The sequence below is a fragment of the Actinotignum urematis genome, assembly GCF_051264595.1.
Classification (GTDB): domain Bacteria; phylum Actinomycetota; class Actinomycetes; order Actinomycetales; family Actinomycetaceae; genus Actinotignum; species Actinotignum timonense_A.
This window is the reverse complement of record NZ_JBOZBG010000001.1, coordinates 89,340-115,599: the sequence shown is the minus strand read 5'-3', so window position 1 is coordinate 115,599 and position 26,260 is coordinate 89,340. Positions and strand designations below refer to the sequence as shown.

22 protein-coding genes, 2 tRNA genes and 1 other RNA gene are annotated in these 26,260 nt (G+C 62.4%); 17 read left to right on the top strand and 8 right to left on the bottom strand.

The genetic code is table 11. The features are described 5' to 3' along the window. Positions 1 to 8: 8 nt before the first annotated feature. The 5 genes from ACRQDJ_RS00520 (at position 9) to ACRQDJ_RS00500 (ending at position 2,056) form a co-directional block, all read left to right on the top strand. Positions 9 to 350 carry a cupin domain-containing protein gene (locus ACRQDJ_RS00520; protein WP_087070647.1) on the top strand — a complete coding sequence of 114 codons (342 nt, stop codon included), beginning with the start codon at positions 9 to 11 and terminating at the stop codon, positions 348 to 350. Positions 351 to 359: 9 nt separating this feature from the next. Then, positions 360 to 632 (top strand): hypothetical protein, encoded by a 273-nt coding sequence (locus tag ACRQDJ_RS00515; RefSeq protein ID WP_284904135.1) that lies wholly within the window; start codon positions 360 to 362, stop codon positions 630 to 632. Between the two features lie 142 nt (positions 633 to 774). Continuing rightward, positions 775 to 846, top strand: a tRNA-Asn gene (locus ACRQDJ_RS00510). 135 nt (positions 847 to 981) lie between these two features. Further along, entirely contained in the window at positions 982 to 1,494 is a 513-nt protein-coding gene (gene def, locus ACRQDJ_RS00505) for a peptide deformylase (protein ID WP_284896535.1), read from the top strand. Between the two features lie 55 nt (positions 1,495 to 1,549). Then, positions 1,550 to 2,056, top strand: a complete 507-nt coding sequence (locus ACRQDJ_RS00500) for a DUF3145 domain-containing protein (protein ID WP_026428785.1) — start codon at positions 1,550 to 1,552, stop codon at positions 2,054 to 2,056. A gap of 18 nt (positions 2,057 to 2,074) precedes the next feature. Here the strand turns inward: ACRQDJ_RS00500 and ACRQDJ_RS00495 are convergent, their stop codons facing one another. Then, a complete protein-coding gene (locus tag ACRQDJ_RS00495; protein WP_284904915.1) occupies positions 2,075 to 2,464 on the bottom strand; it encodes a hypothetical protein in 390 nt (129 codons plus the stop codon). 34 nt (positions 2,465 to 2,498) lie between these two features. Here ACRQDJ_RS00495 and ACRQDJ_RS00490 point away from each other — a divergent pair, with 34 nt between their 5' ends. The 4 genes from ACRQDJ_RS00490 (at position 2,499) to ACRQDJ_RS00475 (ending at position 5,135) form a co-directional block, all read left to right on the top strand. After that, the gene (locus tag ACRQDJ_RS00490; protein ID WP_284904914.1) at positions 2,499 to 3,113 is read left to right on the top strand and encodes a hypothetical protein; all 615 of its coding nucleotides are present in this window, start codon (positions 2,499 to 2,501) and stop codon (positions 3,111 to 3,113) included. A gap of 105 nt (positions 3,114 to 3,218) precedes the next feature. Then, positions 3,219 to 3,833: an L-threonylcarbamoyladenylate synthase gene (locus ACRQDJ_RS00485; protein ID WP_435717714.1), complete on the top strand. Its 615-nt coding sequence runs from the start codon at positions 3,219 to 3,221 to the stop codon at positions 3,831 to 3,833. Continuing rightward, the gene (locus tag ACRQDJ_RS00480; protein WP_320757690.1) at positions 3,830 to 4,492 is read left to right on the top strand and encodes an HAD hydrolase-like protein; all 663 of its coding nucleotides are present in this window, start codon (positions 3,830 to 3,832) and stop codon (positions 4,490 to 4,492) included. The genes ACRQDJ_RS00485 and ACRQDJ_RS00480 overlap by 4 nt, the downstream gene beginning before the upstream one ends. A 175-nt stretch (positions 4,493 to 4,667) precedes the next feature. Continuing rightward, the gene (locus ACRQDJ_RS00475; protein WP_320757691.1) at positions 4,668 to 5,135 is read left to right on the top strand and encodes a hypothetical protein; all 468 of its coding nucleotides are present in this window, start codon (positions 4,668 to 4,670) and stop codon (positions 5,133 to 5,135) included. 69 nt (positions 5,136 to 5,204) lie between these two features. Here ACRQDJ_RS00475 and ACRQDJ_RS00470 read toward each other — a convergent pair whose 3' ends face one another. The 3 genes from ACRQDJ_RS00470 to aceE form a co-directional block, all read right to left on the bottom strand. Then, the gene (locus tag ACRQDJ_RS00470; RefSeq protein WP_320757692.1) at positions 5,205 to 6,992 is read right to left on the bottom strand and encodes an ABC transporter ATP-binding protein; all 1,788 of its coding nucleotides are present in this window, start codon (positions 6,990 to 6,992) and stop codon (positions 5,205 to 5,207) included. After that, a complete protein-coding gene (locus tag ACRQDJ_RS00465; protein ID WP_320757693.1) occupies positions 6,989 to 8,932 on the bottom strand; it encodes an ABC transporter ATP-binding protein in 1,944 nt (647 codons plus the stop codon). The genes ACRQDJ_RS00470 and ACRQDJ_RS00465 overlap by 4 nt, the downstream gene beginning before the upstream one ends. Positions 8,933 to 9,168: 236 nt before the next feature. Beyond that, entirely contained in the window at positions 9,169 to 11,904 is a 2,736-nt protein-coding gene (gene aceE, locus ACRQDJ_RS00460; RefSeq protein ID WP_284904916.1) for a pyruvate dehydrogenase (acetyl-transferring), homodimeric type, read from the bottom strand. Positions 11,905 to 12,241: 337 nt separating this feature from the next. Here aceE and ACRQDJ_RS00455 point away from each other — a divergent pair, with 337 nt between their 5' ends. Further along, positions 12,242 to 12,640 carry a DUF3052 family protein gene (locus tag ACRQDJ_RS00455; protein WP_026428793.1) on the top strand — a complete coding sequence of 133 codons (399 nt, stop codon included), beginning with the start codon at positions 12,242 to 12,244 and terminating at the stop codon, positions 12,638 to 12,640. A 147-nt stretch (positions 12,641 to 12,787) separates the two neighbouring features. Further along, positions 12,788 to 12,861, top strand: a tRNA-Val gene (locus ACRQDJ_RS00450). Between the two features lie 31 nt (positions 12,862 to 12,892). Here the strand turns inward: ACRQDJ_RS00450 and ACRQDJ_RS00445 are convergent. Then, positions 12,893 to 13,732: an aldo/keto reductase gene (locus ACRQDJ_RS00445; protein ID WP_435717713.1), complete on the bottom strand. Its 840-nt coding sequence runs from the start codon at positions 13,730 to 13,732 to the stop codon at positions 12,893 to 12,895. Positions 13,733 to 14,040: 308 nt separating this feature from the next. On the opposite strand from ACRQDJ_RS00445, the gene ACRQDJ_RS00440 reads away from it, so the two are divergent. From ACRQDJ_RS00440 to ACRQDJ_RS00425, 4 genes are all read left to right on the top strand, one after another. Further along, positions 14,041 to 15,615: a peptide MFS transporter gene (locus ACRQDJ_RS00440; protein ID WP_284904820.1), complete on the top strand. Its 1,575-nt coding sequence runs from the start codon at positions 14,041 to 14,043 to the stop codon at positions 15,613 to 15,615. Positions 15,616 to 15,707: 92 nt separating this feature from the next. Further along, positions 15,708 to 17,762 (top strand): CocE/NonD family hydrolase, encoded by a 2,055-nt coding sequence (locus ACRQDJ_RS00435; protein ID WP_435717712.1) that lies wholly within the window; start codon positions 15,708 to 15,710, stop codon positions 17,760 to 17,762. A gap of 14 nt (positions 17,763 to 17,776) precedes the next feature. Beyond that, entirely contained in the window at positions 17,777 to 18,562 is a 786-nt protein-coding gene (locus tag ACRQDJ_RS00430; protein ID WP_284904818.1) for a Nif3-like dinuclear metal center hexameric protein, read from the top strand. 155 nt (positions 18,563 to 18,717) lie between these two features. Then, positions 18,718 to 19,458, top strand: coding sequence for a zinc ribbon domain-containing protein (locus ACRQDJ_RS00425; RefSeq protein WP_284904817.1), 741 nt, complete (start codon positions 18,718 to 18,720; stop codon positions 19,456 to 19,458). A 203-nt stretch (positions 19,459 to 19,661) separates the two neighbouring features. Here the strand turns inward: ACRQDJ_RS00425 and ACRQDJ_RS00420 are convergent, their stop codons facing one another. Then, on the bottom strand, positions 19,662 to 22,100 hold the full coding sequence (locus tag ACRQDJ_RS00420) for a coiled-coil domain-containing protein (protein ID WP_284904816.1): 2,439 nt from the start codon (positions 22,098 to 22,100) through the stop codon (positions 19,662 to 19,664). Between the two features lie 676 nt (positions 22,101 to 22,776). On the opposite strand from ACRQDJ_RS00420, the gene rnpB reads away from it, so the two are divergent. Continuing rightward, positions 22,777 to 23,121, top strand: an RNA gene (rnpB, locus tag ACRQDJ_RS00415) — RNase P RNA component class A. Positions 23,122 to 23,177: 56 nt separating this feature from the next. Here rnpB and map read toward each other — a convergent pair. Both map and panB read right to left on the bottom strand, forming a co-directional pair. Beyond that, the gene (gene map / locus ACRQDJ_RS00410; RefSeq protein ID WP_087070663.1) at positions 23,178 to 24,089 is read right to left on the bottom strand and encodes a type I methionyl aminopeptidase; all 912 of its coding nucleotides are present in this window, start codon (positions 24,087 to 24,089) and stop codon (positions 23,178 to 23,180) included. Positions 24,090 to 24,098: 9 nt separating this feature from the next. After that, positions 24,099 to 24,905: a 3-methyl-2-oxobutanoate hydroxymethyltransferase gene (panB, locus tag ACRQDJ_RS00405; protein WP_026428802.1), complete on the bottom strand. Its 807-nt coding sequence runs from the start codon at positions 24,903 to 24,905 to the stop codon at positions 24,099 to 24,101. 106 nt (positions 24,906 to 25,011) lie between these two features. Here panB and ACRQDJ_RS00400 point away from each other — a divergent pair, with 106 nt between their 5' ends. Then, a complete protein-coding gene (locus ACRQDJ_RS00400) occupies positions 25,012 to 26,211 on the top strand; it encodes a DUF2207 family protein (RefSeq protein ID WP_026428803.1) in 1,200 nt (399 codons plus the stop codon). Positions 26,212 to 26,260 lie beyond the last annotated feature (49 nt).

Here is a 26,260-nt window from a genome sequence, read left to right as displayed (position 1 = left end):
GACAACCGATGAGTGAGAACACCCCGCAACTTTCCTACCTGGAGGATCTGGGCGCCACGGTGGACTACGCCGCCGCCTCGACCGTTTCCACCACCGCGCTGCGCGTTGAAGGCGCGAATGTGGTGGTCTTCTCCTTCGATACCGGCGAGGAGCTCTCCGAGCACACTGCCGCCGTGCCCGTGCTCATCCAGGTGCTGGAAGGGGAAGTGGAGATGCGTACGGAGGGACGCACGGTGCAGCTGCGCCCCGGCGGGCTCGTGCACCTGCCCACCCGCCTCCCGCACGCGGTGCGCGCCCTGGCTCCCACCAAGATGGTGCTGTTCATGCTCACCGGGCAGAGCGTGGGCTAGAGTAGCCCCATGTCACAACCCGAGAAACCGGAGCTGCCTGAAGAGCCTGAGGCGCAAGAATCCCGCGCCCTGGACGCGGCCCAGGCGGAGGAGATTCAACGCATCGCGCGCCGGCGCATGATCGCCGCCGCGATTGTGGGAGTCATCCTGCTCATTGTCATGTTCTTCGCCGGGCGCGCCCTGCGCCAGCACCTGGCCGCGCCTGATCTTGGCGCGGGGGAGCAGGTAGCTGCGGTGGTGGTGGCGAACTGCGGTGGTAGTGAGCAGTCCTGGCACGTGTAGCAACGTCTGAGGCACGTGTAGCAACGGCTCAGGTATGGCTAAAGCCCGGCGATAGCAGCGCTTTGAGGTGAGGGTGGTAGAGCGCACACCTCTCAAGTTGCTTCACGGCCCGCCATTGACTATTATCTTTTCTGTTGCAAATTCCCGCATAGCTCAATGGCAGAGCATTCGACTGTTAATCGAACGGTTGCTGGTTCGAGTCCAGCTGCGGGAGCGAACGAACGGCGGTGAGCGTAGGCTTGCCGCCGTTCTGCTCTGTCCGGCACCCGCGGCGGCCCTGTAAGCCATAGGCCTAAGCCGCGGCGCCTGGGCAGCCCTAATGTGAGAAATCTTACCAAAGGAGTTCGCGATGGCATTCCGGGAGATTCGCGTGGTGGGGGACCCGGTCCTGCGCACCCCCTGCGATCCGATTCGGGAGATCACCCCGGGCATCGTGCGCCTGGTCGAAGACCTCCTCGAAAACGTGAACGACGACGCCCGGGCGGGCCTAGCAGCCAACCAAATCGGGGTCTCCCTGCGCGCCTTCTCCTGGCATATCGACGGCGAGATCGATTACATCCTCAACCCCGTGATCGTGGCCCTCTCCGAAGATGAATACCAGGACGGCGAGGAAGGCTGCCTATCCGTCCCGGACCTGTACTACCCGACCAAGCGCGCCTGGTACGCCCGCGCGGAAGGTATCGACCTGGACGGCAAGAAGAAAATCGTGGAAGGGGAGGGGCTCCTCGGGCGCTGCATCCAGCACGAATGCGATCACCTGGACGGCCACCTCTACCTCGACCGCCTGGAGCGGGAGGTCCGTAAACAAGCGATGCGCGATATTCGCCAGCTGCGCGTCTCTTCTGCGCTACAATCGCTCTAGTAGCTCCTCCGCGTGGGTAGCACGGGGAAAGCCACCCAAGCGCAGGAGGAATGCTATGGCACACAAATACGCCACTCGCGGCGTCATATTCATTCACTCTGTTATGCCGGCCGTTCAACCCCACGTTGAATGGGCGGTTACAAGCGTGCTCGGATATGAACCGCATTTTGAGTGGACGAAACAACCCGCCGCCCCGCATATGAATCGGGCAGAGGCCTCGTGGACGGGGGAAGTGGGAACCGGAGCCATGCTCGCCTCCGCGCTCAACGGCTGGGAGCATTTGCGTTTTGAGATCACCGAGGATGCCAGCCCGGTATCCGAAGGAGGCCGCTGGTCCGCCACCCCCGGCCTCGGTATTTTCTACGCCCAAACAGATCTGACCGGCAATGTGGTGATTCCGGAAAACCGGGTGCGGGCCGCCCTGGAAAACGCGGGGAACGACGCCGCAGAAATGCGCCGGCTCCTCGATATTGCCCTCGGTCAAGCCTGGGATGATGAGCTTGAGCCCTTCCGCTATGCCGGCGCGGGCGCACCGGTACGCTGGCTGCACCGGGTGGGCTAAAGCTCGGGAAATAGCGGGCTAAAGCCCGAGGGCAGCCCGCAAATCCTCCGCGGACAGCGGGACATTTTCATCCTGCCCCTCCGGCTTCTCAGGACTTGCCCCCGTATCATCCGCGCTTGTGGCAGCGGGAGTGGGGCGGGTCGCGGCTGCGCCGTCGTGCTGAGAAGAAGAAGTGGTGATACTGAGGTCCGCGCCCGGGCAGCTGAGCCGCACTAGATCCCCGAGGGTGCGCGCCGCGCAGATCTCGCTATCGGGCACCACCACGCCGCTGGCGTCTTCCAGGGTGACCGCAATTGCCCAGCGTGTCACGTTATCCACGCGGCTCAGCTCGAAAGTCTCGGTGGCATCCGGGTAGCCTTCGCGCTCCAGAACATCCGCGCCCAGCGACATGAGTTGCGCTACCTCCATCGCACGACCTCCCTATTTTCGGTACGCTCGCATCATGGCATTCCTCGATTTGATGCAGCAACTCTTCCAGCATACCCGGGCTCCGGAAGCCGGTACCGCCACCGCGCAGGCGCTGCGTGATCGGCTTGCTGAGGACCCGAACGACGTCGAGGCTTTTACCCAGCTCGTCGCCCTGGCACGCGAGGCCGAAGGTGAACTCCCGCCCGCAGATCCGCTCACCGCGGAGCTCACCGGAACCGGAAGCATCCTTTCTGCGGACCTGGCGATTTATGCCCTGGCCGAAGAACTATCCAGCTCACCGGCCTCCTGGTATCCGCAGCTGCATATGGCGCGCCTCGCGGTGGAGTCCGATCCCGAGCGGGCCCTGCGGCTCCTCACCACCGCCACGGATCGCAATCCGGATGGGCACATCCTCGCCCGGGCCATGGCAATTCTGCGCGATGCCGGGCACCCGGATCAGGCCCTCAGTTTGGGGCTGGCCCATTGGGATCCGGCCACCCACAGTTTCGAGGCCGGGGAAGCGTTGGTTCGCACCGCACTGGCGGCCGGGCGCACCAATGAAGCCCGCGCCTACCTGCGGGAAATGGAACCCTATGCGAAGGCGGATGAGCTCGCGGAGCTGCGGGAGGCGGTGAGCACGGTGGAGTAGAGCCGCGCTGCTGAGTGAACGGGCGCCGCGGCTACGTGGCCCATACCGCGCCCGCGCACACAACCGCAGCTTCTCCGTGTCGCAGCCTCGACTAGACTAGGGGCTATGGCTACCTTCATTGATATTCATCCTGAGGATCCGCAACCGCGGCTCGTCACCAAAGTGGTGGATCGGCTGCGCCGCGGTGAGGTGGTGGCCCTGCCCACCGATTCCGGTTACGCCATTGTGTGCCAGATGGGCAATAAGGAGGGCCTGGAGCGGATTCGCAGCATCCGGCAGGTCGGTGATAAACACCATTTCACGCTGCTGTGCCACGATTTCGCGCAGCTCGGGCAGCTTGTGATCGTGGATAATCCCGATTTTCGGCTCATCAAAAGCCTCACGCCCGGGCCCTACACCTTTATTCTCAAGGGCACTAAAGAAGTGCCGCGCATGACCCTCAACCCGAAGAAACACACGGTGGGCGTGCGCATCCCGGATCATCGCATCACCCAGGCGGTGGTCACGGAGATGGGCGAACCGCTGCTCTCCTCCACGCTTATTCTTCCCGGCGCGGAAGAACCCCTCGAAGAAGGCTGGATTGTGGAAGATGAACTGGGGCATGCCCTGGATGTGGTGGTGAACGGGCCCGTGGGGTGCGGCCCCACCACCGTACTTGACCTAGTAACCAACGAAATTGCGAGACAAGGAGCAGGCGATACCGCCGGACTTAACCTGTGAACCCCATCCTTATTGATCTGGACGGAACTTTCCACGATTCCGCCGCCATCGTCAAAAAAACTTTCCGGGCTACCCTGCGCGAAGAAATGGGGGAGGACCACCCCGAAGAGTTCTTCGTGCAGTTCATCGGCCCGCCGCTCATCGATACCTTCACGAAGCTCGGCGCAGCCGACCCGGTGGAGATGGTGCGTCGCTACCGGGTGCGTTACGAGCAGCGCATGCTTGACACCCCGATTTTCCCGGGGATGCGTGAACTGGTGGAGGAACTGGACGCGGCCGGGGTGCCTCTGGCCATTGCGACGTCGAAAAACGAAAAGAATGCCCGCGCGATTCTGGAACACCAGGGCGTGGCGCAGCATTTCCGCTATATTGCCGGGGATCCCGAAGATATACCCGGGTATGGGAAAGCTGAGGTGGTGGGGGCGGCGCTGCGCGAATTGCGGGCGCAGGGCATCGATACCTCGCGGGCCCTCATGGTGGGGGATCGTATTCACGATGTCGAGGGCGCAAGCCAGCATGGCCTTCCCACGGTGCTCGTGGAGTGGGGGACCGCCCCGCGTTCCGAGTGGGAGCTGGCCTGGCGGCACGTGGGAACTGCCCGCGATCTCGGTGAGATCCTGTGGGATTTTGCCGGGGTGGAGCGGTCACATTCCCATTAACACCAGCCACGGGCATATTAACAAGGGTTACAGTTACATCACCACGGGATACAGTTTGGTTAAGATGTGACGAGGACGGTTCGCGGCCGTAGATATCCATGTGAAGCGTCGTTAGCCTCAAAAATAAGATCGTCACCGCGGCGGTTGATTATATGACTCAACGGAGGGATCTTATATGAACGCGTATAAGGCTGGAAAGATCGCGGCGGGAGCCGCGGTTCTGGGTGGTTTTCTTGGCTATCCGCTTCTCTATATCAATGCCTTGGATATCTTACAATGGGCCCCGGAATTTAGCCTTGCTATCTGGACCTGTACCTGTTTTGGGATGCTCTGGGTTGCGCTCGGCCAGGTTTATTTCCTGGGAGTCTACCAGTGGTTTGGATTGCTGGAACAACCCCGGCGCTCGGCACCGGCGTGGCTGCGCCCCACCATGCAGGCCATCCCGGTGACGGCAGCCGTCCTCGGAGTAATCCTCCTGGTCTTCCTCATTATTAAGGATGCCGGGCATCCGAGCATTCTGATTCTTATGGCTGCCCTGTGGGTGCTCAGCCTGGGCGCCAGCGCGGTAGCGCGGCTCATGGCCGGGTATCTTGCCGGCCGGGAAATCCCGGCGGAGGAGAAGCTCGCGGTCCCGGTCGCTTAGGCCCGCAGGTCTCAGGCTCGCGGTTAGCTTGGCGCACCACCGCCAGCATAGGCTCACACCGCCGCCAGCTTAGGCCCACTGGCTTTCGTAGAGGCGGGCATAGGCACCGCCGGCTGCCAGCAATTCCTTATGGGTGCCGCTTTCTACCACGTCCCCAGCTTCCATAACCAGGATCGTGGTGGCATTGCGGACGGTGGAGAGCCGGTGCGCAATAATGAAGGAGGTGCGCCCTTCGCGTAGCCGCTCCATGGCATCCTGGATAAGCGCTTCGGTGCGGGTATCCACCGAACTGGTGGCCTCATCCAAAATCAGCACATCGGGATTGGCGAGGTACGCCCGCGCGATGGTGATGAGCTGTTTCTCCCCGGCGGAAACATTCTCGCCCTCATCCCCAATATGGGTATCAAAACCGTGGGGGAGGGTCTCAAGAAGATCAGCAATGCCCAGGGCGGCCGCGGCGGCAATGGCGTCGTCGCGCGTAGCACCGTCCTTCCCGAAAGCGATATTTTCCCAGACCGTGCCGTCAAACAGCCAGGTGTCTTGCAAGACCATCCCGAAATGCTCCCGCAGGGATTCCTTGGTGAAAGAATCGATGGGTGCGCCGTCCACGGTAATCGCCCCGCCGTCTACCTCGTAAAAACGCATAAGCAAATTGACGAGCGTGGTTTTCCCCGCGCCGGTGGGCCCCACAATCGCCACCGAATGGCCCGGCTCCACTCGCAGTGAGAGATCGCGGATCACCGGGGTTTCCGGCTCGTAGGAAAAACGCACGTGCGAAAACTCGATGGTGCCGCTCCGTGCTTCGGGGGCCACCACCTCGCGATAGCTCGAATGTGCATCCGGGGCCATCTCCTCCTGGGCGAGGTAATCGAAAATTCGCTCCGCGGAGGCCGCCGCGGATTGGATGAGATTCGCGGTGGAGGCCAGGGATTGGAGCGGGTGGGACAGCTGGCGAGTATATTGCATCATCGCTTGCAGCCCGCCAATCGTCATGGTGCCGGCCATCGCCTGGATACTGCCCAGGAGGGTGACGATAGCGAAGGAACCGTTCTGCACCAGCATCATAAGCGGCTGGGACATCTGCGCAATGGCCTGGGCGCGGAAGGAAGCGTCGTAAAGATCGCCATTCGCGGCATCAAACTGGCCCTGGAATTCATCTTCCAGCCCGTAGGCAGCTACCACATCCAGCCCGGTGAAGCTCTCCTCGACCACGGCGGAGACATCACCCGTGAGCCGCCATTGGTCCCGGAAATAGGGGCGGGAGCGGCGCAGTAGCAGCAGGATCCCAATAATCCCCACCGGGATGACCACCAGCGAGGCAAGGGCCACCGACCAGGACAGATAGACCATGACCGCCACGATCCCGATAATCTGGTAGATCGCGGAGAGCACTTCGGAAAGGGTTTGCAGCAGGGACTGGGTGACATTATCGACGTCGTTCGTAACCCGCGAGAGCACATCCCCGCGCTGCTGTTTGTCCAGCACGGATAGCGGCATCCGATCAATTTTCTGCTGGCAATCCCTCCGCATCTCATAGCCGAGATCCTGAATAATGAGGCGAATAATATAGCCGAACCAGAAACGCAGCAGCGCTGAGAGAATATAGCATCCGGCAGCCAGGCTCAGCACCCGCGCCAGCTCCGGGAAATCCACGCCGCCGGAGCGGATTCCATCAACCACCACATTGGTGCCCTGTCCGAGCAGGAAGGGCGCGGCCACCACCGCCGCGGTGGAGATAAGTGAAAGCAGCAGCACTGCCACAATGCGTCCCACGTAATGGCGTAGGTAGTGGCGAATAAGGGTGAGGAGCGCCCCGCGGATATCGCGGGCTTCGTCAATATTTCCGGCACCTCTCATGCCCGCACCTCCTCACTCGTTGCGGTCGCTGTGCCGCTTGGTTCCGTATCGCTTGCCGCCGTTCCGCGTTCCGTACCGTTCGCTTCCGTTCCACGTTCCGCACCACCTTCCGGCCCGCGCTCCTGGGAACGCACAATGGAGCGGTACATCTCATTGGTTTCCATGAGTTCGGCGTGCGTCCCGCAGCCCACCACCTCGCCGCAATCCAGAACGACGACGCAATCGGCGCTGCGCGTGGTCGAAATACGTTGGGCGATAATAACCACCGCCGCATCCCGGATCCGCTCCTTGAGGTTGGCCCGCACCCGGGCATCGGTGGCGTAATCGAGGGCGGAGAAAGAATCATCAAAGACCACCAGGTCAGCACCGGCTCGCCCGGAGCTATCAGGGAGGGCGCGGTACAGAGCCCGCGCGATGGTCAGGCGCTGGCGTTGCCCGCCGGAAAGATTGCTTCCCCCGGTTTCCACCGGCATCTCCAGCCCGCCCCCGGCCTGCACAAAATCCCAGGCCTGGGCGCAGTGCAGCGCATTAATCACCCGTTCCTGGTCAATATCGCGGGTGGAGCCGGCAACATTACTGGCTACCGTGCCGCTAAACAGGAACGCACGCTGGGGTACCAGGGCCACCCGGCGGCGGAAATCAGCGAGTCGAATATCGCGCACATCCACTTCGCTCGCTCCGGCGCCGCGTGCTGCGGTACCGCTCGTTTCCGTTTCGCCGGTCTCGCCATCTGCGCCAGCCCCGGCGCTGCCTTCCACGGTGAAGCGGCCCGTGCTCACATCCACGAGGCGCGGCAGTATTTTGACCAGCGATGATTTGCCCGAGCCCGAGGCGCCAATAATCGCCGTCGTCGTTCCAGGTCGGAAACACAAAGAAATGCCGCGCAATGCTGGCTCGTCCGCATCCGCGTAGGTGAGGGAAATATCGCGCAAGCGGAAGGTGACCGGGCCGGGCGGCATCTCCCGCGCATCCGGTGCGTCCGCGATGGAGGGAACGGTGGTGTTCACCTCGATCACGCGCTCGGCGGAGACGTTCCCGCGCGGAACCACCATAATAATCATGCCGAGCATCATGACCGCACCCAGAATCATCATGAGGTAGGTGATAAAAGCGGCCAGCGCTCCCACCGGCATGGAACCCCCGGCAATCCGATGCCCGCCAATCCACACGATCAGCGCGGAGGCCAGCCCGATGACCGCACTCATGGCCGGTAGCAACGCGGACCAAATCGTGCCGATCTGGAGCATAATCGAACGGAAATTGCGGTTATGGACCTCGAATTCCCCGGCCATCGCCTCCTCGCGGCGGAAGGCTCGAATCACCCGCACTCCAGAAAGTTGGGAACGTAGCGCATCGTTAATCGCATCCACGCGCCGCTGGAGGGTTTCGTAGCGTGTGGCGAGCATCGCGGTACATACCAGAATAATTGCGGTGAGTACCGGAATAATCACGAGGAGCGTGAGGGAGAGCACGACGTCCTGCCCGATGGCCATGAGCACCCCGCCCACTCCCATAATCGGGGCCGTCACCATAATGGTGAGGGACATGAGGGTGACCATTTGGATTTGATTGACGTCGTTTGTGGTACGGGTGACGAGGGTGGAAGCCCCGAAGCGCTGCTGATCCGCGGGGGAGAAGCGTTGCACATGCGCGAAAGTTTCGCGGCGCAGTTCCCGGCCTAGATGGGTGGATACCAGCGCCCCGTAATAGATCGCCCCGATGGCGCAGAGTACTTGCGCGAGAGTGAAGAGTCCCATGAGTAGCCCGCGCGACCAAATATAGGAGCTATTGCGTTCCAAAATGCCGTAATCGATAACGTTCGCGCCCAGCGCGGGGAGGGTGAGCCCGAGGAGCACCTGCGCGATCTGTAGCACAGCAATCGCGAAGAGCTGGAATTTGCGGTCGCGTAGATGCCTCCACGCCAATCGATAAACGGTCAATCACTCGCCTCCATATAGGTGTGGCGGTCCGAAAGCTCGCGTGCGAGAAATAGCTCGCCGCGTGAGGAAGGACCGCCACACTATGCTACGTGTGAGAGCACGGATGCTCAAACACTATTCAATTAGTTACGGCGACGCCGGGCCTGCGCCGCTGCCGGTGCAGCGCCCGAGCGTCGTAGCCTGGGCGTGCCGGGAATCCCGGTGATGCCGGGAGAGCCGGCGTGGCCCGGGCCGCTTTACTCCGGGTCGTTATCGGGAACCGGTTCGGCGGCTGCCGGGTTATGCAGATCGTACTTCTCGATTGCCTGGCGGACAACCGAGCGGTCGATCTTGCCGGCCTTGGCCAGCGCGTACAGGGCCCGCACCACCATGGTGGCGTCGTCGATCTTGAAGTAGCGCCGGGCGGCCGGGCGGGTATCGGAAATACCAATGCCCTTGGCGCCGAGCGTCTCATAATCACCGGGGATCCATTCGCGGATGGAATCCTGGACCTGGTGCTCAAAATCGGAGGTGGCGATGAAGGGACCTTCTTCGCCTTCCAGCTTCGCGGTCACGTAGGCCTTACGCGGTTCTTCCTCCGGGTGGAGGTAGTTGTATTCGTTGGTGGCCAAGCCGTCTTTACGCAGCTCATACCAGGAGGTCACCGAGTAGACGGTGGCATCCACGCCCCAGTCATCGCGCAGCATGCGCTTGGCTTCGCGGGCCCAGCGCACCCCCACGCCCGAGGAGAGCAGATTGACGCGCGGGCCGCCCAGGCCATCGGCCTCATCGAGCTTGTAGATACCGCGGATAATGCCATCCACGTCCACATTCTCCGGTTCGGCGGGCTGGTGGATGGGCTCGTTGTAGACCGTGAGGTAGTACATGACGTTCTGCTCACGCCCGTCAGATCCATCCCCGTACATACGCTTCAGGCCATCCTTGAAGATATGGCCGAGTTCATAAGCGTAGGCCGCATCGTAAATAATCATGCCCGGGTTGGTGGAGGCCAGCACGGGGGAATGCCCGTCCATATGCTGGGAGCCTTCACCCGTGAGGGTGGTGCGCCCGGCGGTGCCACCGATAATGAAGCCGCGTGCCAGCTGGTCGTAGGCCGCCCAGAACTGATCCCCGGTGCGCTGGAACCCGAACATCGAGTAGAAGATGTAGAAAGGCACCATCGGGGTGTTATGGGTGGCATACGAGGTTCCGGCCGCCACGAAAGCGGAGAGGGAACCGGCTTCGGTAATACCGGTGTGGAGCAGCTGGCCCTGAGTGGATTCCTTGTAGGACAGCAGCATATCGTGGTCCACCGCGGTGTACTGCTGGCCCTGGGTATTGAAGATCTTGGCGGAGGGGAACATGGAATCCATGCCGAAGGTACGCGCTTCGTCCGGAACGATCGGCACCATGCGGAAGCCGAATTCCTTATCGCGCATAATGTCCTTGAGCAGGCGAACCAGGGCCATCGTGGTGGCCACCTTTTGCTTGCCCGAACCCTTCTTCATGGACTGGAAGGGCTTATCGGCCGGCAGTGCGATCCCACCCTGGTGGGTGCGGCGCTGGGGGAGGTAGCCGCCGAGTGCTTCGCGCCGCTCGCGCATATGCTTCATGGCCGGGTGATCTTCAGCCGGCTTGTAGTAGGGCGCGTTATAGGGATCTTCCAGCTCGGAATCATCAATGGGGATACGCAGGGTATCGCGCAGCAATTTGAGATCATTGCTATTGAGCTTCTTCATCTGGTGGGTGGCATTACGCCCGGCGAAGTTCGAGCCGAGGTCATAACCCTTGACCGTCTGCGCCAGAATCACGGTGGGCTGGCCCTTATGGGCCAGGGCTGCCCGGTAGGCAGCGTAGATCTTGTGGTGATCGTGGCCGCCGCGGCGCAGCGCCCAAATCTCATCATCGGACCAATCTTCCACCATGGCCTTCGTGCGCGGATCGCGCCCGAAGAAGTTATTGCGCACGTAGGAACCGTCATTCGCCTTGAAGCCCTGGTAGTCACCGTCCGGGGTAGAGGTCATGAGATCCACGAGGGCGTGGTCCTTATCCTGGGCGAGGAGCTTATCCCAACCCGAACCCCACAGCACCTTGATGACATTCCAGCCCGCGCCCTTAAAGAAGGATTCGAGTTCCTGCACGATATTGCCGTTGCCGCGCACCGGGCCGTCCAGGCGCTGGAGGTTGCAATTGACTACCCAGGTGAGGTTATCCAACTTTTGGGAGGCGGCCAGCTGAAGCATACCGCGCGATTCGGGTTCGTCCATTTCGCCATCGCCCAGGAAGGCCCATACGTGCGAATCCGAGGTGTCCTTAATGCCGCGTTCGCTCAGGTAGCGATTGAACCAAGCCTGGTAGATGGAGTTCGTGGCGCCCAGCCCGAGGGACACGGTGGGGAACTGCCAGAAGTCCGGCATCTGGTGGGGATGCGGGTAGGAGGGCAGGCCGCGCCCGCCGGAAATACGGGAGGCTTCCTGGCGGAAGGAATCCAGATCGGCTTCCGTCAGGCGCCCTTCCAGGTAGGCACGCGCGTAATTACCGGGGGAGGAGTGGCCCTGGAAGAAGATTTGGTCCCCGCCACCGGGAGCATCCGGGCCGCGGAAGAAGTGGTTGAAGCCCACTTCGTAAAGGGTAGCCTGGGCGGCGTAGGAGGAAATATGGCCGCCTACCCCCACGCCGGGGCGCTGGGCGCGCGTGACCATCACGGCCGCATTCCACCGGGTCCAGCTGCGGAATTGGTGTTCGAGTTCCTCTTCTTCCGGGGTGCCCGGGTACGGAGGTTCTTCTTCCGCCGGAATCGTATTGATATAGGGCGTGACGAGATCAGGGGAGACCGAAACTCCCTTGGCGCGCGCGTGTTCATCCACGCTGGCGAGGATAAACCGCGCCCGATCCGCACCATTTGTTTCAATCAGATCATCCACGGACGCGAGCCATTCGCGGGTTTCTTCCGGATCAACATCCGGGATCTGGCTGAGCTGGCCGGACACCATGCGATCATCAGAATCTTGTGAAGCCACGGAATCTCCTCCATTGCTTGAGTGGTTGTAGTTCTTAGGGACGTGTCAAGGCTACCCGTTCGCGGCTTTGGTCCCAGAACGGCTGTGGTACCTCTTACACATACACTCGTATATTACCGCGTTGTTGAGAGCCATCGCACAGGCATGAGCGGAATTAAGCTAAGCGGTGGACGGGGCGCATGGCCGGTGCCTTTCGCGGCGCCCGGGAAGCGGGCGCCGTGCGTTGTCGTACGGTAATGATCACCAAAATCACGGGCGACGCGGCTGAGATTAACTTGAAAAAATGCCGGCGATCAGATGAGCTTAAGCCATGAGTTCGTTTGGTTTCCAGAAAGGGAACATCATCCAAGAATTTGGCTACGACGACGACGTAGCCGCCCAGGTCCGCGCGCAGATCGAAGAAACTATCGGAAGCGCGCTGGTGGACGAAGATTCGCGCGATATCGTGGACGGCGCCATCGCTTGGTGGCGCGCGGACGACGGAGACGTCGATGACCTCACCGATTTGCTCCTGGATATCAAGGCTAATTTCGATGACGAAAATGCTATCTGCTGGCTCTTCGTGCCCACCGGGCGAGTGTCGAATGCGGTGCCGCATAACGATATTGAAGAGGCTGCTGATACCGCGGGCATGCAACCAACCACATCCGTGGCCCTCGGGGAGTCCTGGACGGGCGTGCGCCTAACCAATAAGGGCCTGCGCTACTAGAGCCGGCGGGAGCTGCGCGCGGAGCCGGGCGGTAAGCCGGGCCGGTAGCGCCGGCGGACAGTCGCAACGGAAGCGCTGCCGGTATTTTCGGCGCGAAGGTGCGCGCGGGCCGCGCATCGGGTAGGATCATCCGAGTGCGCAGCGCGCGGGCCCGTAGCTCAGTTGGTCAGAGCACCTGGTTTACACCCAGGGTGTCATCGGTTCGAATCCGGTCGGGCCCACTTTTTATTCCGTGGGCGCCGCGAAATTCCGCTACCACTCTTCGTGCGTGCGCGCATCCCACACGTGCAGGTCCCCGGTGTCTAAGGCGGCCAGATCGCGCATATCCGAGTCATCCAGGGTGAAGTTGAACAGATCGGCATTTGCCCGCCAGCGCTCGCGTTGGGACGACGACGGAATCACCACAATGCCCTGCTGGACACACCAGCGCAGCACAATCTGCCCGGCACTCACCCCGTGCTTGGCCGCCAGGCGCTTCACCACGATTTGATCCAGCAGCTTTTCCGGCCCGCCGAGCGGCCGCCACGCCTGGGTGACAATACCGTGGCGCTCGTGGAAAGCGCGCAGATCGATGCGCGGAAGAGCGACTGAGAGCTGGATCTGGTTGAGTACCGGCCAAACTCCGGTGGCCTTATAAAGGTGTGTGAGATGCTCGGGCAAGAAATTCGAGACCCCTACGTCGCGCACCAGGCCCTCTGCCTGCGCCGCGAGCATCTCCTCCCAGGTTTCCACGTATAGGCCACGGGAAGGATTGGGCCAGTGGATAAGGAGGGCGTCGAGGTAATCGGTATCTAGGCGACGCAGCGAATCCTCAATACTGCGCCGGGTGTACCGCTTCCCCTGTTCCCCGCCGGCCACCTTCGAGGTGATGAATACCTCCGCGCGGGGAACCCCGGAGCGTTTCACCGCCTCGCCGACGGCCGTTTCATTGGCGTACTGCTGGGCGGTATCGATAAGGCGGTAGCCATCGGCAATGATCTGGCCGAGCGTGGTGGCAAGCTCGTTACCTTTGGCCAGTAGGGATCCGATCCCAACCAGGGGAATCTGGCCGCCATCGGCAAGGGGAATGGTGGGAATATCGCATGTGGTCATGCCCCACAGCCTATCAATGTGACCGATGTCATGTCTATTCGAGTTTTTCCTACGGGCTCAGGGCTTGCGGCGGGTGGGCGGTAGGGCGAAAACGATAAAAAAGTACTCAAATAGCGGTTATGTCGGAGGTGCTTGTTACCCTGGAAAACGGATAGCAGGGCCGAAAAGTGCCCCTGCTGTGCTTGGAAAAGCCGGGGATGCGCGCCCGTCGCGCTGCCCCGGAAGGACGCACGCGCGCGCCTAGAGAAAGGAGGAAGCGGCCGCGATAGCGGGGTCAGACGGTCCCGTTTTTCGAGAAGGAGTACCACGTGACTGACCTACCCACCCACGCGCAGATTGCCGCGCAGGTCCCCGATAACGTCGAGAATCCCAAAAAGTACATTAAGGAACATAAGGAAGCCCTGCGCCGCGACCGGCGCGCCCGCGCCACCCGCTCCTTTATGGGCCAACCCACCGGCCTGTATTCCCTTTTCGGCCTGGAACTCTGGGAGCGTTTCTCCTACCTGGGCTTCCAAGCCATTCTGGTCCTCTACTTCACCGATGCCATCGCCAGCGGCGGGCTCGGCTACGCGGAGGACGTGGGATCTTCCATCGTGGCCGCCTACGGTGCCCTCGTCTACCTGCTTTCCATCGCGGGCGCCTGGATCGCGGATCGGATTTCCGGCACCTACCGCACGGTGCTCTGGGGCGGCATTGTTATTGCCGCGGGCCATATCGCCATGGGTATCCCCACCGAATTCTTCACCTGGGTGGGCCTGGGCCTCATCGTGGTGGGAACCGGGCTCCTCAAACCCAATGTTTCCACCATGGTGGGTGAACTCTACGCACCCGGGGATAGCCGCCGCGATGCCGGCTTCTCCATCTACTACGCCGGTATTAATATCGGGGCGTTCCTCGGGCCGCTGGTGGCCGGGTTCCTCGGCCAACGGGTGCACTGGCACGCCGGTTTCGCCTCCGCCGCGGTGGGAATGATCCTCGGCCTCATCGCCTACGTGGCAACCGGGAAAAATCTATCCGGGCGCGCCAAAGCACATCGCATCCGCGCCAGTTTCGTGGCGGACCGTTCCTTCTGGATGCTCGTGGGACTGGTTGGAGCAGTGGTGGCGGTAGCCACGCTTTTCGCCACCTTCTCCTCCGCCACACTCAGCGACGTCGTCAATGGCATCTCCGTGATCACCTGGATCGTGCCGGTGTTCTTCTTCCTGTGGATGTACCGCTCCCCGAAGGTCACCCCGGTAGAACGGCGCAATCTCATCCCCTACGCGCTGCTGCTCATCGCCCTCATCCTCTACAACCTGCTCTATTTCCAAACCGGAAATACCCTCAACCTCGTGGCCCTCAACGCCACCGATAACACCATCGGCTCCCTGAGTTACCCCTCCTCCTATTACATTTCCCTCACCGCCATCGTGGAAATCATCATGGGGCCGGTGCTCGCCTGGATCTGGCTGAAAATGGGCAAACGCCAACCGCACGTGGCCGCGAAAGTGGGGCTGGGCGCGGTGCTCGGCGGGATCGCCTTCGTCATCGTGGCACTCGCGGGCATCCTCACCCCGCGCGGGGCCCTCCTCATGCCACTGTGGCTGGTGGGATGCTATATCTTCCTCGGCCTGGGGGACCTGGTGCTGCAAACCTCGGGGATGTCGGCCACCACCAAACTCGCCCCGCGGGCTTTCGCCTCCCAAACCATGGCCCTGTGGTTCGCGGCCATGGCCTGCGCCCAGGGCATCCAAGCCCAGGTGGTGAAATTCTTCGATTACGAAAATATGGCCGCCTCCATCCCTGCCTACTTCGGAGTGCAGGGAGCGGTGGTTATCGGTTACGGCGTGCTGCTCATGGCGCTTACTCCGTGGATGCGCTCACGTATGAAAGTCGTCGCGTAAAGCTGGCGGCGTCGTCGTTCCTCAACGCGCCCCACGAAAACCGCAGCACACGCATAAAAACAACACGGCACAGACGCCTAGGAAGGAGAACAATGGAGTACATCACAGATTTTCCCTACGAGACTGAGATTCGCGAGGGGTGGATTCCGCTCTCGGACGGCACCCGGCTGTGGATGAAAGCCTGGATGCCGCGCACGGAGGAAAAAGTGCCGGCGATCCTGGAGTATCTGCCCTACCGCAGCGGAGACTGGACCGCGCCGCGCGATCACGAACGCCACCCGTATTACGCCGGGCACGGCTACGACTCCATCCGGGTCGATATCCGCGGGCACGGCAATTCCGAGGGCATCCCGGGCGATGAATACGATGCGCAGGAACATAAAGACGGCCTGGAAGTCATCGAGTGGATTGCCGCGCAGGAGTGGTGCACGGGGAGCGTGGGCATGTTCGGGATTTCCTGGGGCGGTTTCAATTCGCTCCAGCTCGCCTCCTACCAGCCGGAAGCCCTCAAAGCGATTGTCACCACCTGCTCCACCGACGATCGCTACGACAATGACGTGCATTATTTCGGCGGCTCGATGCTCGCGGTGGATATGCACGCCTGGGGAGCCACCATGCTCGCCTTCGAATCCCGGCCGCCGGACCCGCGCGCCGTGGGGGAGAAGTGGAAGTCCATGTGGCTGAAGCGCCTCAATAATATGGAGCCCTACGTAGATACCTGGATGAGTCACCAAACCCGCGATGCCTACTGGAAACACGGCTCGGTGTGTGAGGATTATTCGAAACTCGATGCAGCGGTGCTCGCGGTGGGTGGCTGGTTTGATCCGTACCGCGATACCGTGCTGCGCCTGGTGGAGAATCTCTCCGCACTGGGGAAGAACGTGCGCGGGCTGCTCGGGCCGTGGAGCCACCAGTACCCGGATCGCGATCTGCGCCCGGGCCCGCATATTGATTTCCTCGGGGAAACGCTGCGCTGGTGGGATAGGTGGCTCAAGGGCGTGGATAACGGCGCGATGGATGAGCCGCTGCTGCGCACCTGGATCAGTGACCCCATGCGCCCAGCCTCGGTATACGAGGAAATTGAGGGCCGCTGGGTGGCGGAACGCGCCTGGCCCTCCCCGGATATTGAGTCGCTTCGTTTTGAATTGGGGCGGGCGAGCGTATCGCCGGGTGCGGTGCGTGGTGGCACGATTCTTGTGAAGTCGCCGCAAGACATCGGCTCGGATGCCGGGCGGTACTTCCCGTACGGGAACGACGCCGATTTGCCGGTCGATCAGCGCGCCGACGATGGCCGCGCGGTGACCTGCGATTTTTACCTGGGGGAATCGGTCGAGATTCTCGGTAATGCCAGGGCGTTGCTGCGCTTGCGTAACGGCGGGGAGCGCGGGCATATGTATGTGCGCCTGGAAGATGTGGCCCTGGACGGTGCCTCCACGCTCATCACTCGCGGGAACCTCAACCTGAGCGCCCGCGAGGGGCGCGAGCGGATCGTGGAGATGCCCGCGGGGCAGTGGGTGGATGTGGAGATTCCACTCACCGGTATTGGCTACCATTTCGCGGCCGGGCACACATTGCGGGTGGCGCTTTCCAGTGCTTACTGGCCGTGGATTTGGCCGGCGCGGGAAAACGCCGGGGTGGAAGTGGATCTGGGGGCCTCCGCGCTGGTGGTGCCCGCCCGCCCGATTCGCCCCGGGGGAGAGCGCGATGCGCTCGATGATGCGGTGCGTTTCGCCGGGCCGGTCCAGCCCGTTGGTTTGGACGTGAAGTACCCGGAAGCTGGGGCTGCCGGAGCCCGCCGTCCCGAACGCCTTATCACCCGCGACGTGGTGAAGAAAGAGACGTTCATCCAGGTAGATCCGGCCTACGGAGGCACCCGGGTTTACCCGGACGGCCTCCACTATGACGAAGATTCCGTGGAACGCTACTGGATTTCCTGGGATGACCCGCTTTCGGCCCGCACCGAAGCCGAATGGAAAATCGGGTTGGCCCGCCCGGATATCGGTTGGGAGGTCCGCCTGGAAGCAGATACTCGCATTCGCTGCGATGCGGAGAACTTCTACGTGCAATCGGTGGTCACTGCTTTCGATCACGAGGAGGAAATTTTCCACAAGGAATGGGAGAGCACCGTGGAGCGCACGGCGTCCTAGGGTAGGGTGAGTCCATGACGTATACAGTGGCGGATATCACCGCGGCCATGGACGAATTCTTCCCACCCGCATGCGCGGAAAGCTGGGACCGGGTCGGCCTGGTGGCCGGCCTGCCCAGCGACGAGGTGCGCAGCGTCGGTTTCGCCGTCGACCCGTGTGAAGCAACCGTGCAAGAAGCCTGCGAACGCGGGGCCGACCTCCTCATCACCCACCACCCGCTCTTTTTGCGGGGAACCTCGACCGTGGCGGGAACGTTCGCCAAGGGAAGGTGGATCACGCAGCTGGTGCGCGGGCGGGTTGCGCTTTTTAGTGCGCACACCAATGCGGACGTGGTGGCCTCCACCGCCGCGCTCGCGCGGCTGCTGGACGTGGAGATTGAAGCGCCGCTGGATCCCGAATCCGGAATAGGCGGGGTGGGCAGCATCGCAGCCGTGCCTTTCGGGCAGCTGGTCGAGCGGGTCGCGCAGGTGCTGCCGCATACCCCGGCCGGCGTGCTCGGAGCTGGCGATCCGCAGCGAGTGGTGCGGCGGCTAGCCATCTGCTCCGGGTCGGGGGATTCGCTATTGGCAGCCGCGAAAGCCGCGGGCGCGGATGCTTATCTCACCGCGGATCTGCGCCACCACCCGGCCACCGACCATATTTGGGACGGCGGCTGCGCCCTCATCTGCGCCACCCACTGGGCTAGCGAATGGCCGGTACTGAGCGAGATGGAGCAGCGTTTGCTCGCACGCTTCCCGCAGCTGGATACGTATATTTCCGAGATTCCCACGGATGCTTGGAATATTGCGCTGCGCGGTTAAAGTACGACGGCGCAGTGGTGCCGGCCGGGCTACGTCATGCTTGCCGGGCCATCGGTGCTGCGCGGGTGAGCTCGCTGCGCGGGGCCGGTTCTCCCACATAGAATAGGGGAAGGCGCGCCGTGCGCCTTTCGTGCGAGTCGAAGGAGATCCACCCGATGAAAGCACCCCGTGCCGATCAACTTATCCTGCTTCAGGTTGCAGACTTGGACGCGCAGCTCAATCGCCTCGAGCGGGAAAATACCCAGCATCCGCTGCGAGCCTCTTTGGGTAAACTCCTCAACGCGATTGCCGCGCGCGGGCGGGAAAAAACCGCGGCGGAGACGCAGTTGGAGCAGGCGCGGGCGGAGTTAGCGAGTGTGGAGAAGACCAGCGCGGATTTGGCTCGCCAGGTAGCGGACAAAGAAGAAAAATATAATGCCGGCACCGGGCTGACCTCCCGCGATCTGCTCGTGCTGGAAGACGAAATGGCGGCGCTGCGCACCACCCTGGAAGAAACGTCGGAAAAGGAGTTCGCTGCGCTCGAAGCTGTTGAAGGTGGCGAAGAGCGAGTGCGGGAATTGGGTGCAGCTATCGATTCACTCCAAGAAAAAGTACTGGCCCAGCGTTCCGAACTGGAGGACGTGGTCGCGGACATCACCGCTTCCCAAGAAAAAATCCGCGCTCAGCGCGAGGAACTCTATGCACCGCTGGCAGAATCGCTCAAAAAAGTGTACGAACACTCGGTTGCTACCGGCGGCTACGCGGTTATGACCATGACGCCTAACGGTGCTACCGGGGCGGGAATCACACTTTCCCCGGTGGAAGTGGCGCAAATCAAGGCCACCCCGGAAGATGAGATTTATCTTTCTGAGGACTACGACTGCATTATCGTGCCGGTTGATTACGACGAAGCCTAGGCCGGCTCTCTTTTTCACGCCTGTACTTCGCATATACGACAGATGTAGTACAGCTCGGAAAAACAACCCGTCCCCGCCAGAGCAATTGCCAGGCGGGGACGTGCGGAGTGCGCATTCGAAACTATGAGAGACACAGAGTGCGCATAAGAAACACGAAATCAGCTGAAAATGGTGTTCTTATGCGCACTCTATGTTGTGCGGCTTTAGCGCGTGGTGCGCTTACGGGAGGCGTACGCCACCGCGCCCGTTCCGGCAAGCATCAGCAGCAGAGCTGAACCCGCGATGCCGCTGCTCTCCGCGCCGGTGCTCGGCAGCTGCGCCGCGGGTGCCGCGTGCTTGGCAACCGACTGCTGACCGCGGGCGAGCGGTGCAGAAGGATCGGCATGCTTGCCGCCCTGCGCTGAAGGATTCTGCGCAGAAGCTCCCGGTGCCGGCGTGCTCGGTGCCGGCGTGCTCGGAGCCGCGGTTCCGGTTCCGGGCTGCTCTGGATTAGCCGGTTGTTCCGGTTGTGCCGGAGTTTCAGGAGCGCCCGGGGTACCCGGCTGTTCGCCCGCGCCCGGCCGCTCCGCTTCCTCAGCAGCGCACTTGTCCAGGAAAGTCCGCAGCGCCGCGATACGCGTATCAAGCGCGGCAAGATCATCCGTGGAACGCTTTACCGCCGCATCGGCCTCCGCGGCCTTCGCCGTCGCGTCCGCAAGTGCCGTGCCAGCGGCCGCATCCTGCTCACGGGCCGCAGCAGCATCCGCCTCCGGCTGGGTAGCAGCCGCGGCCAACGTGTCGTATTCGGCCTGCAAACCGTCCAGCTTCGCGCCGGCCGCTTCCAGCTCCGCTACCTTCTGGCGCGTCGCGTCACGCTCAGCTTCAGCGGACGTAACCGCCGCAGCGCTCTTCTGCGCCGCAGTTTTCGCCTTCTCAAGCTCCTGATCCGCAGCGCCCTTCGCGGCCTCTGCCTCCGCGAGCGCACCGGCCGCTTGGGTCTGCTCCTGCTGTGCATCTTCACGCTTGAGGCGCAGATCATTCCACTTGGGTACGTGCACGGTCATGATCTGCTCGGAAAGTGCGGCGTGCTCGGTGGCTAGCTGCGTGGCTTTCTCCTGCGCGGCGGCGGTTTCCCGCTGGGCCGCGGCCAGGGCCTCATCCACCGGGCGGGTCGCTTCCGCGGCGGCCGCTTCCGCTGCAGCGAGAGCCGCCTTCGTCGTTTCTACCTGCTGCTGGGCCGCGGTGAGCGCCGCGTCCTTCTCCGCAAGAGCAGCGCGCTTGGCCTTCTCGGTTTCCACCGCGGCGGTCAGCTTCGCGGCGCTGTCCTGCGCGGCCTGCTGATTCGCAGCGTGAGCTGTCTCCAGCCCGGTCTTCTCGGTCTGCGCGGCATCGCGCTCGGCTTCCTTCGCCGGAACCTGGGTGGCCAGCTGATCCTTTTCCGCAACCTTAGCGGTATAGGCATCATTAGCCTGCGTGAAAGCCGCCTTCTTCGGTGCGGTTTCGGCCTTCTTCGCCTCCCATTCCTGCCGGTACTGCTCTACGTCCGCGTCGGTGAAATTCTTCTTATCTCCGGCAGCCGCCTCGTACCAATCCCTGGCTTCATCCTCGGCCGCCTGGGCTTCGTTGTAGGCGGCCTCAGCGTCATTCTTCGCCTGTTCGAGCGCGGGCAGCGCGGCCTCCACCTCGGCCTGGCGGTTCTTCAGGTCGGTCACGGCGTTCTCAAGATCACCGAGCTTCTGCGTGGCCTGCGCCAGCTTCGCTTCCGAATCCTTGGCCTTCGCCTGGGCAGCTTCGTCCTCGCCACGCTTGGCGGTCACGTCGTTAGCGGCTGCGGCTGCCGCCTGCTGGGCTTCCTCCTTCGCGGCCTGAGCGGCGGGAAGGGCGGCAACAGCGTCGTCGTACCCGCGCTGCGCGGCGGCGACCTTTTCCTCCTCCCGCGCAACCACCTCGGAACGGGTATCCTGCGCCGCGCGTTCCTTCGCCTGCGCCGCGGTCACATCCGCATCCGCCTGCGCCTTCTTCTCGGTCACCTCACGCAACTGCGCGGCGAGCTTCTCGCGTTCGGCATTGCCTGCGGCCTCGGCGGCCTGCGCCGCCTCCAGCTTCGCGCGTGCATCCTTCTCGGCCTGCGTCTTTGCGGCGAGATCCGCGTTCTTTTCCTCAAGAACGCGCTGCGCTTCCGTTACCGCCGCGCTGTCCTTGTCTTTTTGCGACGACGCCGCGCCTACCCGGCCCTCCGCCTCCTCGAGGGCGGTGCGGGCCGCGGGAAGCGCATCTTTCGCGGCCTGACCTTCCGCCTGGAAAGCATCGAGTGCGGTCTTGGCACTGTCGCGTGCCTCCGCGGCGGCCTGAGCGGCCTTATCCGCCTCGCTCAGTTTCGCGGCTGCTGCATCCTTGGCGGCCTGCGCCGCCGTTGCCGCTTCCTGAGCGGCGGCGAGCTCCTGCTGCGCCGTTTCCGTTTTCTTGACCAGTGCCTCGCGTTCGGCCTTTGCTTCATCCACCGCGGCCTTCGCTTTGGGGGAATCCGTGCAGGAGGTAAAGGAGGCTCCCGGGGTGGGGGAGTCGGCGGCCGGCTGGGCATGGGCGGCAACGGTGCTCGCCATGCTGAGGGCGAGGGTGGTCACGGTAAGAGTACTGGCGAGTCGGGAGATGCGCTGTGTCATGGGGATCCTTCGCGAAGACGTGCAGTACTACCCGGAGCGGCTAATCTGCAACTTTTGAGCGTTTATAAAACAGCTAAAGTCTACGAGCCAGACTGTATATTCGTACATGACCTTTGGTTAAATGTGGTGAGCGTCTACGGTGGTGGGTAGCGGTGGCGCGTGGCAGGTATTCGCGGTGTTGCGCAGCGTGTGGAGCATTCACGCAACGTTGCGGAGAGAGGTGCGGGAGCCGACCCTCACGCAAAGTCGGCCCCCGCAGCCATTACCTACTAACAGAGAAAACGCGCGAAACGTCGCTGTTTTGCCTGTTGTCTGGATTCTAAGCAGGTTTAATATTTACGGGCAAGGGATCCTCAAAGACTTGACAATCGCTGCTGCGGGGGTGAGAACGGCTTGCCTTACTTTCCCGCGCATTCGGACTTTCGTATGTGAGTAAGGAAACAGTATTGCATAATTACTCGTGGTAATCGATGGGGGAGATACATTCAGAAACGGCATTCTTAGATGCTGCTGAAACCCCGATTAGAATCCTGATCGGAATCCAGGGGTGACCGCCGCGCACTGTATAGCGGCACCCGCGCCCCGCAGGGTTGCCCACCGCGCGCCCGTAGGTCTGCTACCCACGTGCCAGTAGGTCTGCGCCCGCGCGCCCGCCAGGCTGGTAGCATAAACGGGTCATGTTGGCCGGGCGGCCGCGCGGCGCGTATGCGCCTCGAGGAACGTCCGGGCTCCGTAGAGGACGGTGGTGGGTAACGCCCACCCGGGGTGACCCGCGGGAAAGCGCAACAGAAAGTAAACCGCCGCAAGGTAAGGGTGAAAGGGTGGTGTAAGAGACCACCGCGTGCCGGGTGACCGGCATGGCACGGCAAGCCCCACCGGGAGCAAGATCAGACAGTGCCCCGCAAGGCTCCTCGTCTAGGGCACGGGTGGATTGCTAGAGTGCGTCAGCAATGGCGCACGTAGATGGATGGTCGCCGCCGCGCAAGCGGTACAGAACCCGGCGTATAGGCCAAGATGACAGCGGGGGCGGATTTTCGGATCCGCCCCCGCGTTGTACATCAGCTCGTGTCTACCCGCCTAGAGCCGCAGCCCGAGATTCGGATCGGAGGGCAGCGTAAGGATTTCGGGCCCGCTTTCCCGCACCACGATGGTGTGCTCGAATTGGGCGGTGCGCCCGCGATCCTTGGTCACAACGGTCCAGTCATCATCCCAGATCTCATAGTCGATTGTTCCCAGGGTCACCATGGGCTCGACCGTAAAGACCATATTCTCTTCAATAGTTTCCCCGTGCAAAGGTGCGGCGTCGTAATGAGGAATAATAAGGCCGGAGTGGAAAGCTTCGCCTACACCGTGCCCGGTGAAATCGCGGACGTCCCCGTAATCGAAACGCTTGGTGTAAGACTCGATGACCCGCCCGATCACATTGACCTGGCGCCCGGGGCGTGCCGCTTTAATACCGCGCAGGGTAGCGGTGGCGGTGCGTTCGATGAGGAGGCGGGATTCTTCGTCGATCTCGCCCACGCCGAAGGTGGCATTGGTATCCCCGTGCACGCCGTCCTTATAGGCCGTGACATCCAGATTAATAATGTCGCCCTCGCGTAGTACCTGGTCATCGGGGATGCCGTGGCAGATAACCTCGTTCACGGAGGTGCAGATCGACTTGGGGAAGCCCATATAGCCCAGGCAAGAAGGGTAGGCCCCGTTATCGATCATGTACTCGTGCGCGATGCGATCCAATTCATCGGTGCTGACGCCCGGGCGGATCGCTTTGGCGGCCTCGTACATGGCATCCGCGGCAATGGTTCCCGCCACCCGAATCCGCTCAATCGTTTCCTCGGTTTTCACATCCGAGGCGGTGATCACTTCCGGCCCGTCATGGAACATGTATTCGGGGCGTTCAATGGAAGCCGGAACTTTACGGCGCGGAGAAATCTTTCCGGGACGCGCCGTACCGAGCGGCGCACGTGCTGCAAGACTCATAGCCACCATTGTAATGGCTTAGAAACTGTGCTCCTTATCGGGGAATTCCCGGCCCTTGACGGCCGTGCGGAAAGCGGTGACCGCGTTGCTCAGCGCCGCACCCACCTCGCCGAAACGCTTGGCGTAGGAGGGCTGCCATTCGGTCATCCCGGCCATATCCGGCCAGACCAGCAACTGCCCGGAGGTGCGATACCCGGCCCCGATTCCGAGGGTGGGAACCGAAAGAATCTCGGTAATTTTTGCTCCGAGTTTCCCGGGTACCATTTCGACGACGACGGCAATAGCTCCGGCCTTCTCCAGCGAGACCGCGTCATCAATAATGGCCTCGCTTTCTTCTTCATCCCGGCCCTGGACCCGCGGGCCACCCAGGGCGGCATCCGCGTGGGGGCGATAACCCACGTGGGCCACCACGTTAATCCCGGCTTTGGTGAGGGCTTCGACGGTGGGGGCGAAAGCTTCCCCGCCTTCCAGTTTCACCGCGTCCGCCCCGGCCCGCACCAGGCGGATAGCGGTGCGGATAGCCTGCGCGGGGCTTTCTTCGTAAGTGCCCATGGGCATATCGGCAATAATAAAAGCCCGGGTGGTGCCGCGCATGACGGCGCTGGTGGCTCGCTCAATATCTTCCAGGGTGACCTGGATCGTGGAGGAGAATCCCAGGGCGGTATTGCCAATGGAATCACCCACCACCAAAATATCGATTCCGGCCGCGTCCAAGATCCGCGCTGTTAGAGCGTCATAGCAGGTGAGTGCCGTGAGCACCTCTCCGTTAGCGACCATCTCATTCAGGTGCTGCACCCGAATTCGTGCCGGTGAGAACTCCGTCATGATTACCTCCCGATATCTATGGCTTAGAGTACTAGGTCACGCGCGCCGGTGCATCATCGCGCCCGCGGTGGAACATGGACGGTACGCTAGGTGCGAGGAGGTGACTGTGGAACCCTTGCTTGAGCTGGTGTCCATGAACGCACTGGAATTCTGGTTGGCCTTAGGGATCGGGGTGACCGCCCTGGTCATTATGTGCTTGGCGCTCATCCCCAGTCGGGAATACGCCGATCTGCCGCGCGGGGTATATCCGCGTGAACCTGCCGGGGTGACCGGCCATAATTACCGGCGGCGCCGCCCGCATACCCGCCCGCCGGTACGCACCATTCCACCGGAGATGCCCGCCGCCCTCGGGGCTTTTATGCACCGCCACTACGCCGCGGACGATGCCGCCATCACCACTCTCCTCGACCTGGCCGCCCGTGGATTCCTCACTATTGACTTCTTCCGGGATCCGGCCCTGCGCGGGCAGATGATCACCATCTCCCTCACCGAGGCCGATACCTCCACCCTCGAACCTTTTGAGGCGCGCTTCCTGGCCGCCCTGGCCTCCCCGGAAAGTGCTGAATCAGCAGCATTCCGGGAATCCGAGCCCTTTGATGATCGCTCGTATCGCACCGCGATGGAAAACGCCGGGCTGCCGGCCGCCTCCCGCCCGGTGCTGCGGGTGCAGGGATTCTCCACCCGCCTCGCCCTCGCCATCGCGCGCGATAGCAAAGCGGAAGTGGTCTCCCGGCGCGGCTGGTACCACCACGGGCGCGAATTGGTGGGCTCGCTGGCCGCCGTGCTCTTCTTCGGAGGTATCGCGCTCACGGGCCTGGCTTTTATCGGGGCCCTGGCTTTCCAGCTGTCTTGGTACTGGCTCATCGTGGGTGGCTGGCTGGTGTTCTGCGGATTCGTCGGTCTCCTCAACTTTTCTTCCCTCACCCCGAACGGGGTGGTGGCCTCCGACCAGGTAGAAGGCTTCCGGCGCTTCCTCACCGCGGCGCCCCGCTTCGCCGGGGTGAGCGCGGAGGTCCTCGCCTCCTACGTGGGCTGGGCCTACGGCCTGGAATGTGCCGATGAATGGGTTCGTTCTCTCGAGCGAATTAACTCGCGGGATATGCGCGACGTCGGCGCTGCTCTCCCGTGGCTGCACCTTGCCGGAGAAGACATCACAAACTGGTACCAGCTACGCGAAGCCCTCAGCGTTTTGGAAACCCGTTTCCGTTCCCACCCGCTCGCCCACGATCTTCCGCACGCGCGGCGGCGCCACCTGCGGCGCTTCGTACGCGGATTACTCCCCGTTTCCACTCGCACGCACACATAACGGGCATCGCCCGGACATAACGGACCGCGCCCGAACGCATAACCGAATT

What these genes read in the sequence shown, in the direction of transcription:
- ACRQDJ_RS00520 (WP_087070647.1), top strand. Translation starts at nt 9, where the DNA reads ATGAGTGAGAACACCCCGCAACTTTCCTACCTGGAGGATCTGGGCGCC.
- ACRQDJ_RS00515 (WP_284904135.1), top strand. Translation starts at nt 360, where the DNA reads ATGTCACAACCCGAGAAACCGGAGCTGCCTGAAGAGCCTGAGGCGCAA.
- def (WP_284896535.1), top strand. Translation starts at nt 982, where the DNA reads ATGGCATTCCGGGAGATTCGCGTGGTGGGGGACCCGGTCCTGCGCACC.
- ACRQDJ_RS00500 (WP_026428785.1), top strand. Translation starts at nt 1,550, where the DNA reads ATGGCACACAAATACGCCACTCGCGGCGTCATATTCATTCACTCTGTT.
- ACRQDJ_RS00495 (WP_284904915.1), bottom strand. Translation starts at nt 2,464, where the DNA reads ATGGAGGTAGCGCAACTCATGTCGCTGGGCGCGGATGTTCTGGAGCGC.
- ACRQDJ_RS00490 (WP_284904914.1), top strand. Translation starts at nt 2,499, where the DNA reads ATGGCATTCCTCGATTTGATGCAGCAACTCTTCCAGCATACCCGGGCT.
- ACRQDJ_RS00485 (WP_435717714.1), top strand. Translation starts at nt 3,219, where the DNA reads ATGGCTACCTTCATTGATATTCATCCTGAGGATCCGCAACCGCGGCTC.
- ACRQDJ_RS00475 (WP_320757691.1), top strand. Translation starts at nt 4,668, where the DNA reads ATGAACGCGTATAAGGCTGGAAAGATCGCGGCGGGAGCCGCGGTTCTG.
- ACRQDJ_RS00470 (WP_320757692.1), bottom strand. Translation starts at nt 6,992, where the DNA reads ATGAGAGGTGCCGGAAATATTGACGAAGCCCGCGATATCCGCGGGGCG.
- aceE (WP_284904916.1), bottom strand. Translation starts at nt 11,904, where the DNA reads ATGGTGTCCGGCCAGCTCAGCCAGATCCCGGATGTTGATCCGGAAGAA.
- ACRQDJ_RS00455 (WP_026428793.1), top strand. Translation starts at nt 12,242, where the DNA reads ATGAGTTCGTTTGGTTTCCAGAAAGGGAACATCATCCAAGAATTTGGC.
- ACRQDJ_RS00445 (WP_435717713.1), bottom strand. Translation starts at nt 13,732, where the DNA reads ATGACCACATGCGATATTCCCACCATTCCCCTTGCCGATGGCGGCCAG.
- ACRQDJ_RS00435 (WP_435717712.1), top strand. Translation starts at nt 15,708, where the DNA reads ATGGAGTACATCACAGATTTTCCCTACGAGACTGAGATTCGCGAGGGG.
- ACRQDJ_RS00430 (WP_284904818.1), top strand. Translation starts at nt 17,777, where the DNA reads ATGACGTATACAGTGGCGGATATCACCGCGGCCATGGACGAATTCTTC.
- ACRQDJ_RS00425 (WP_284904817.1), top strand. Translation starts at nt 18,718, where the DNA reads ATGAAAGCACCCCGTGCCGATCAACTTATCCTGCTTCAGGTTGCAGAC.
- ACRQDJ_RS00420 (WP_284904816.1), bottom strand. Translation starts at nt 22,100, where the DNA reads ATGACACAGCGCATCTCCCGACTCGCCAGTACTCTTACCGTGACCACC.
- map (WP_087070663.1), bottom strand. Translation starts at nt 24,089, where the DNA reads ATGGTGGCTATGAGTCTTGCAGCACGTGCGCCGCTCGGTACGGCGCGT.
- panB (WP_026428802.1), bottom strand. Translation starts at nt 24,905, where the DNA reads ATGACGGAGTTCTCACCGGCACGAATTCGGGTGCAGCACCTGAATGAG.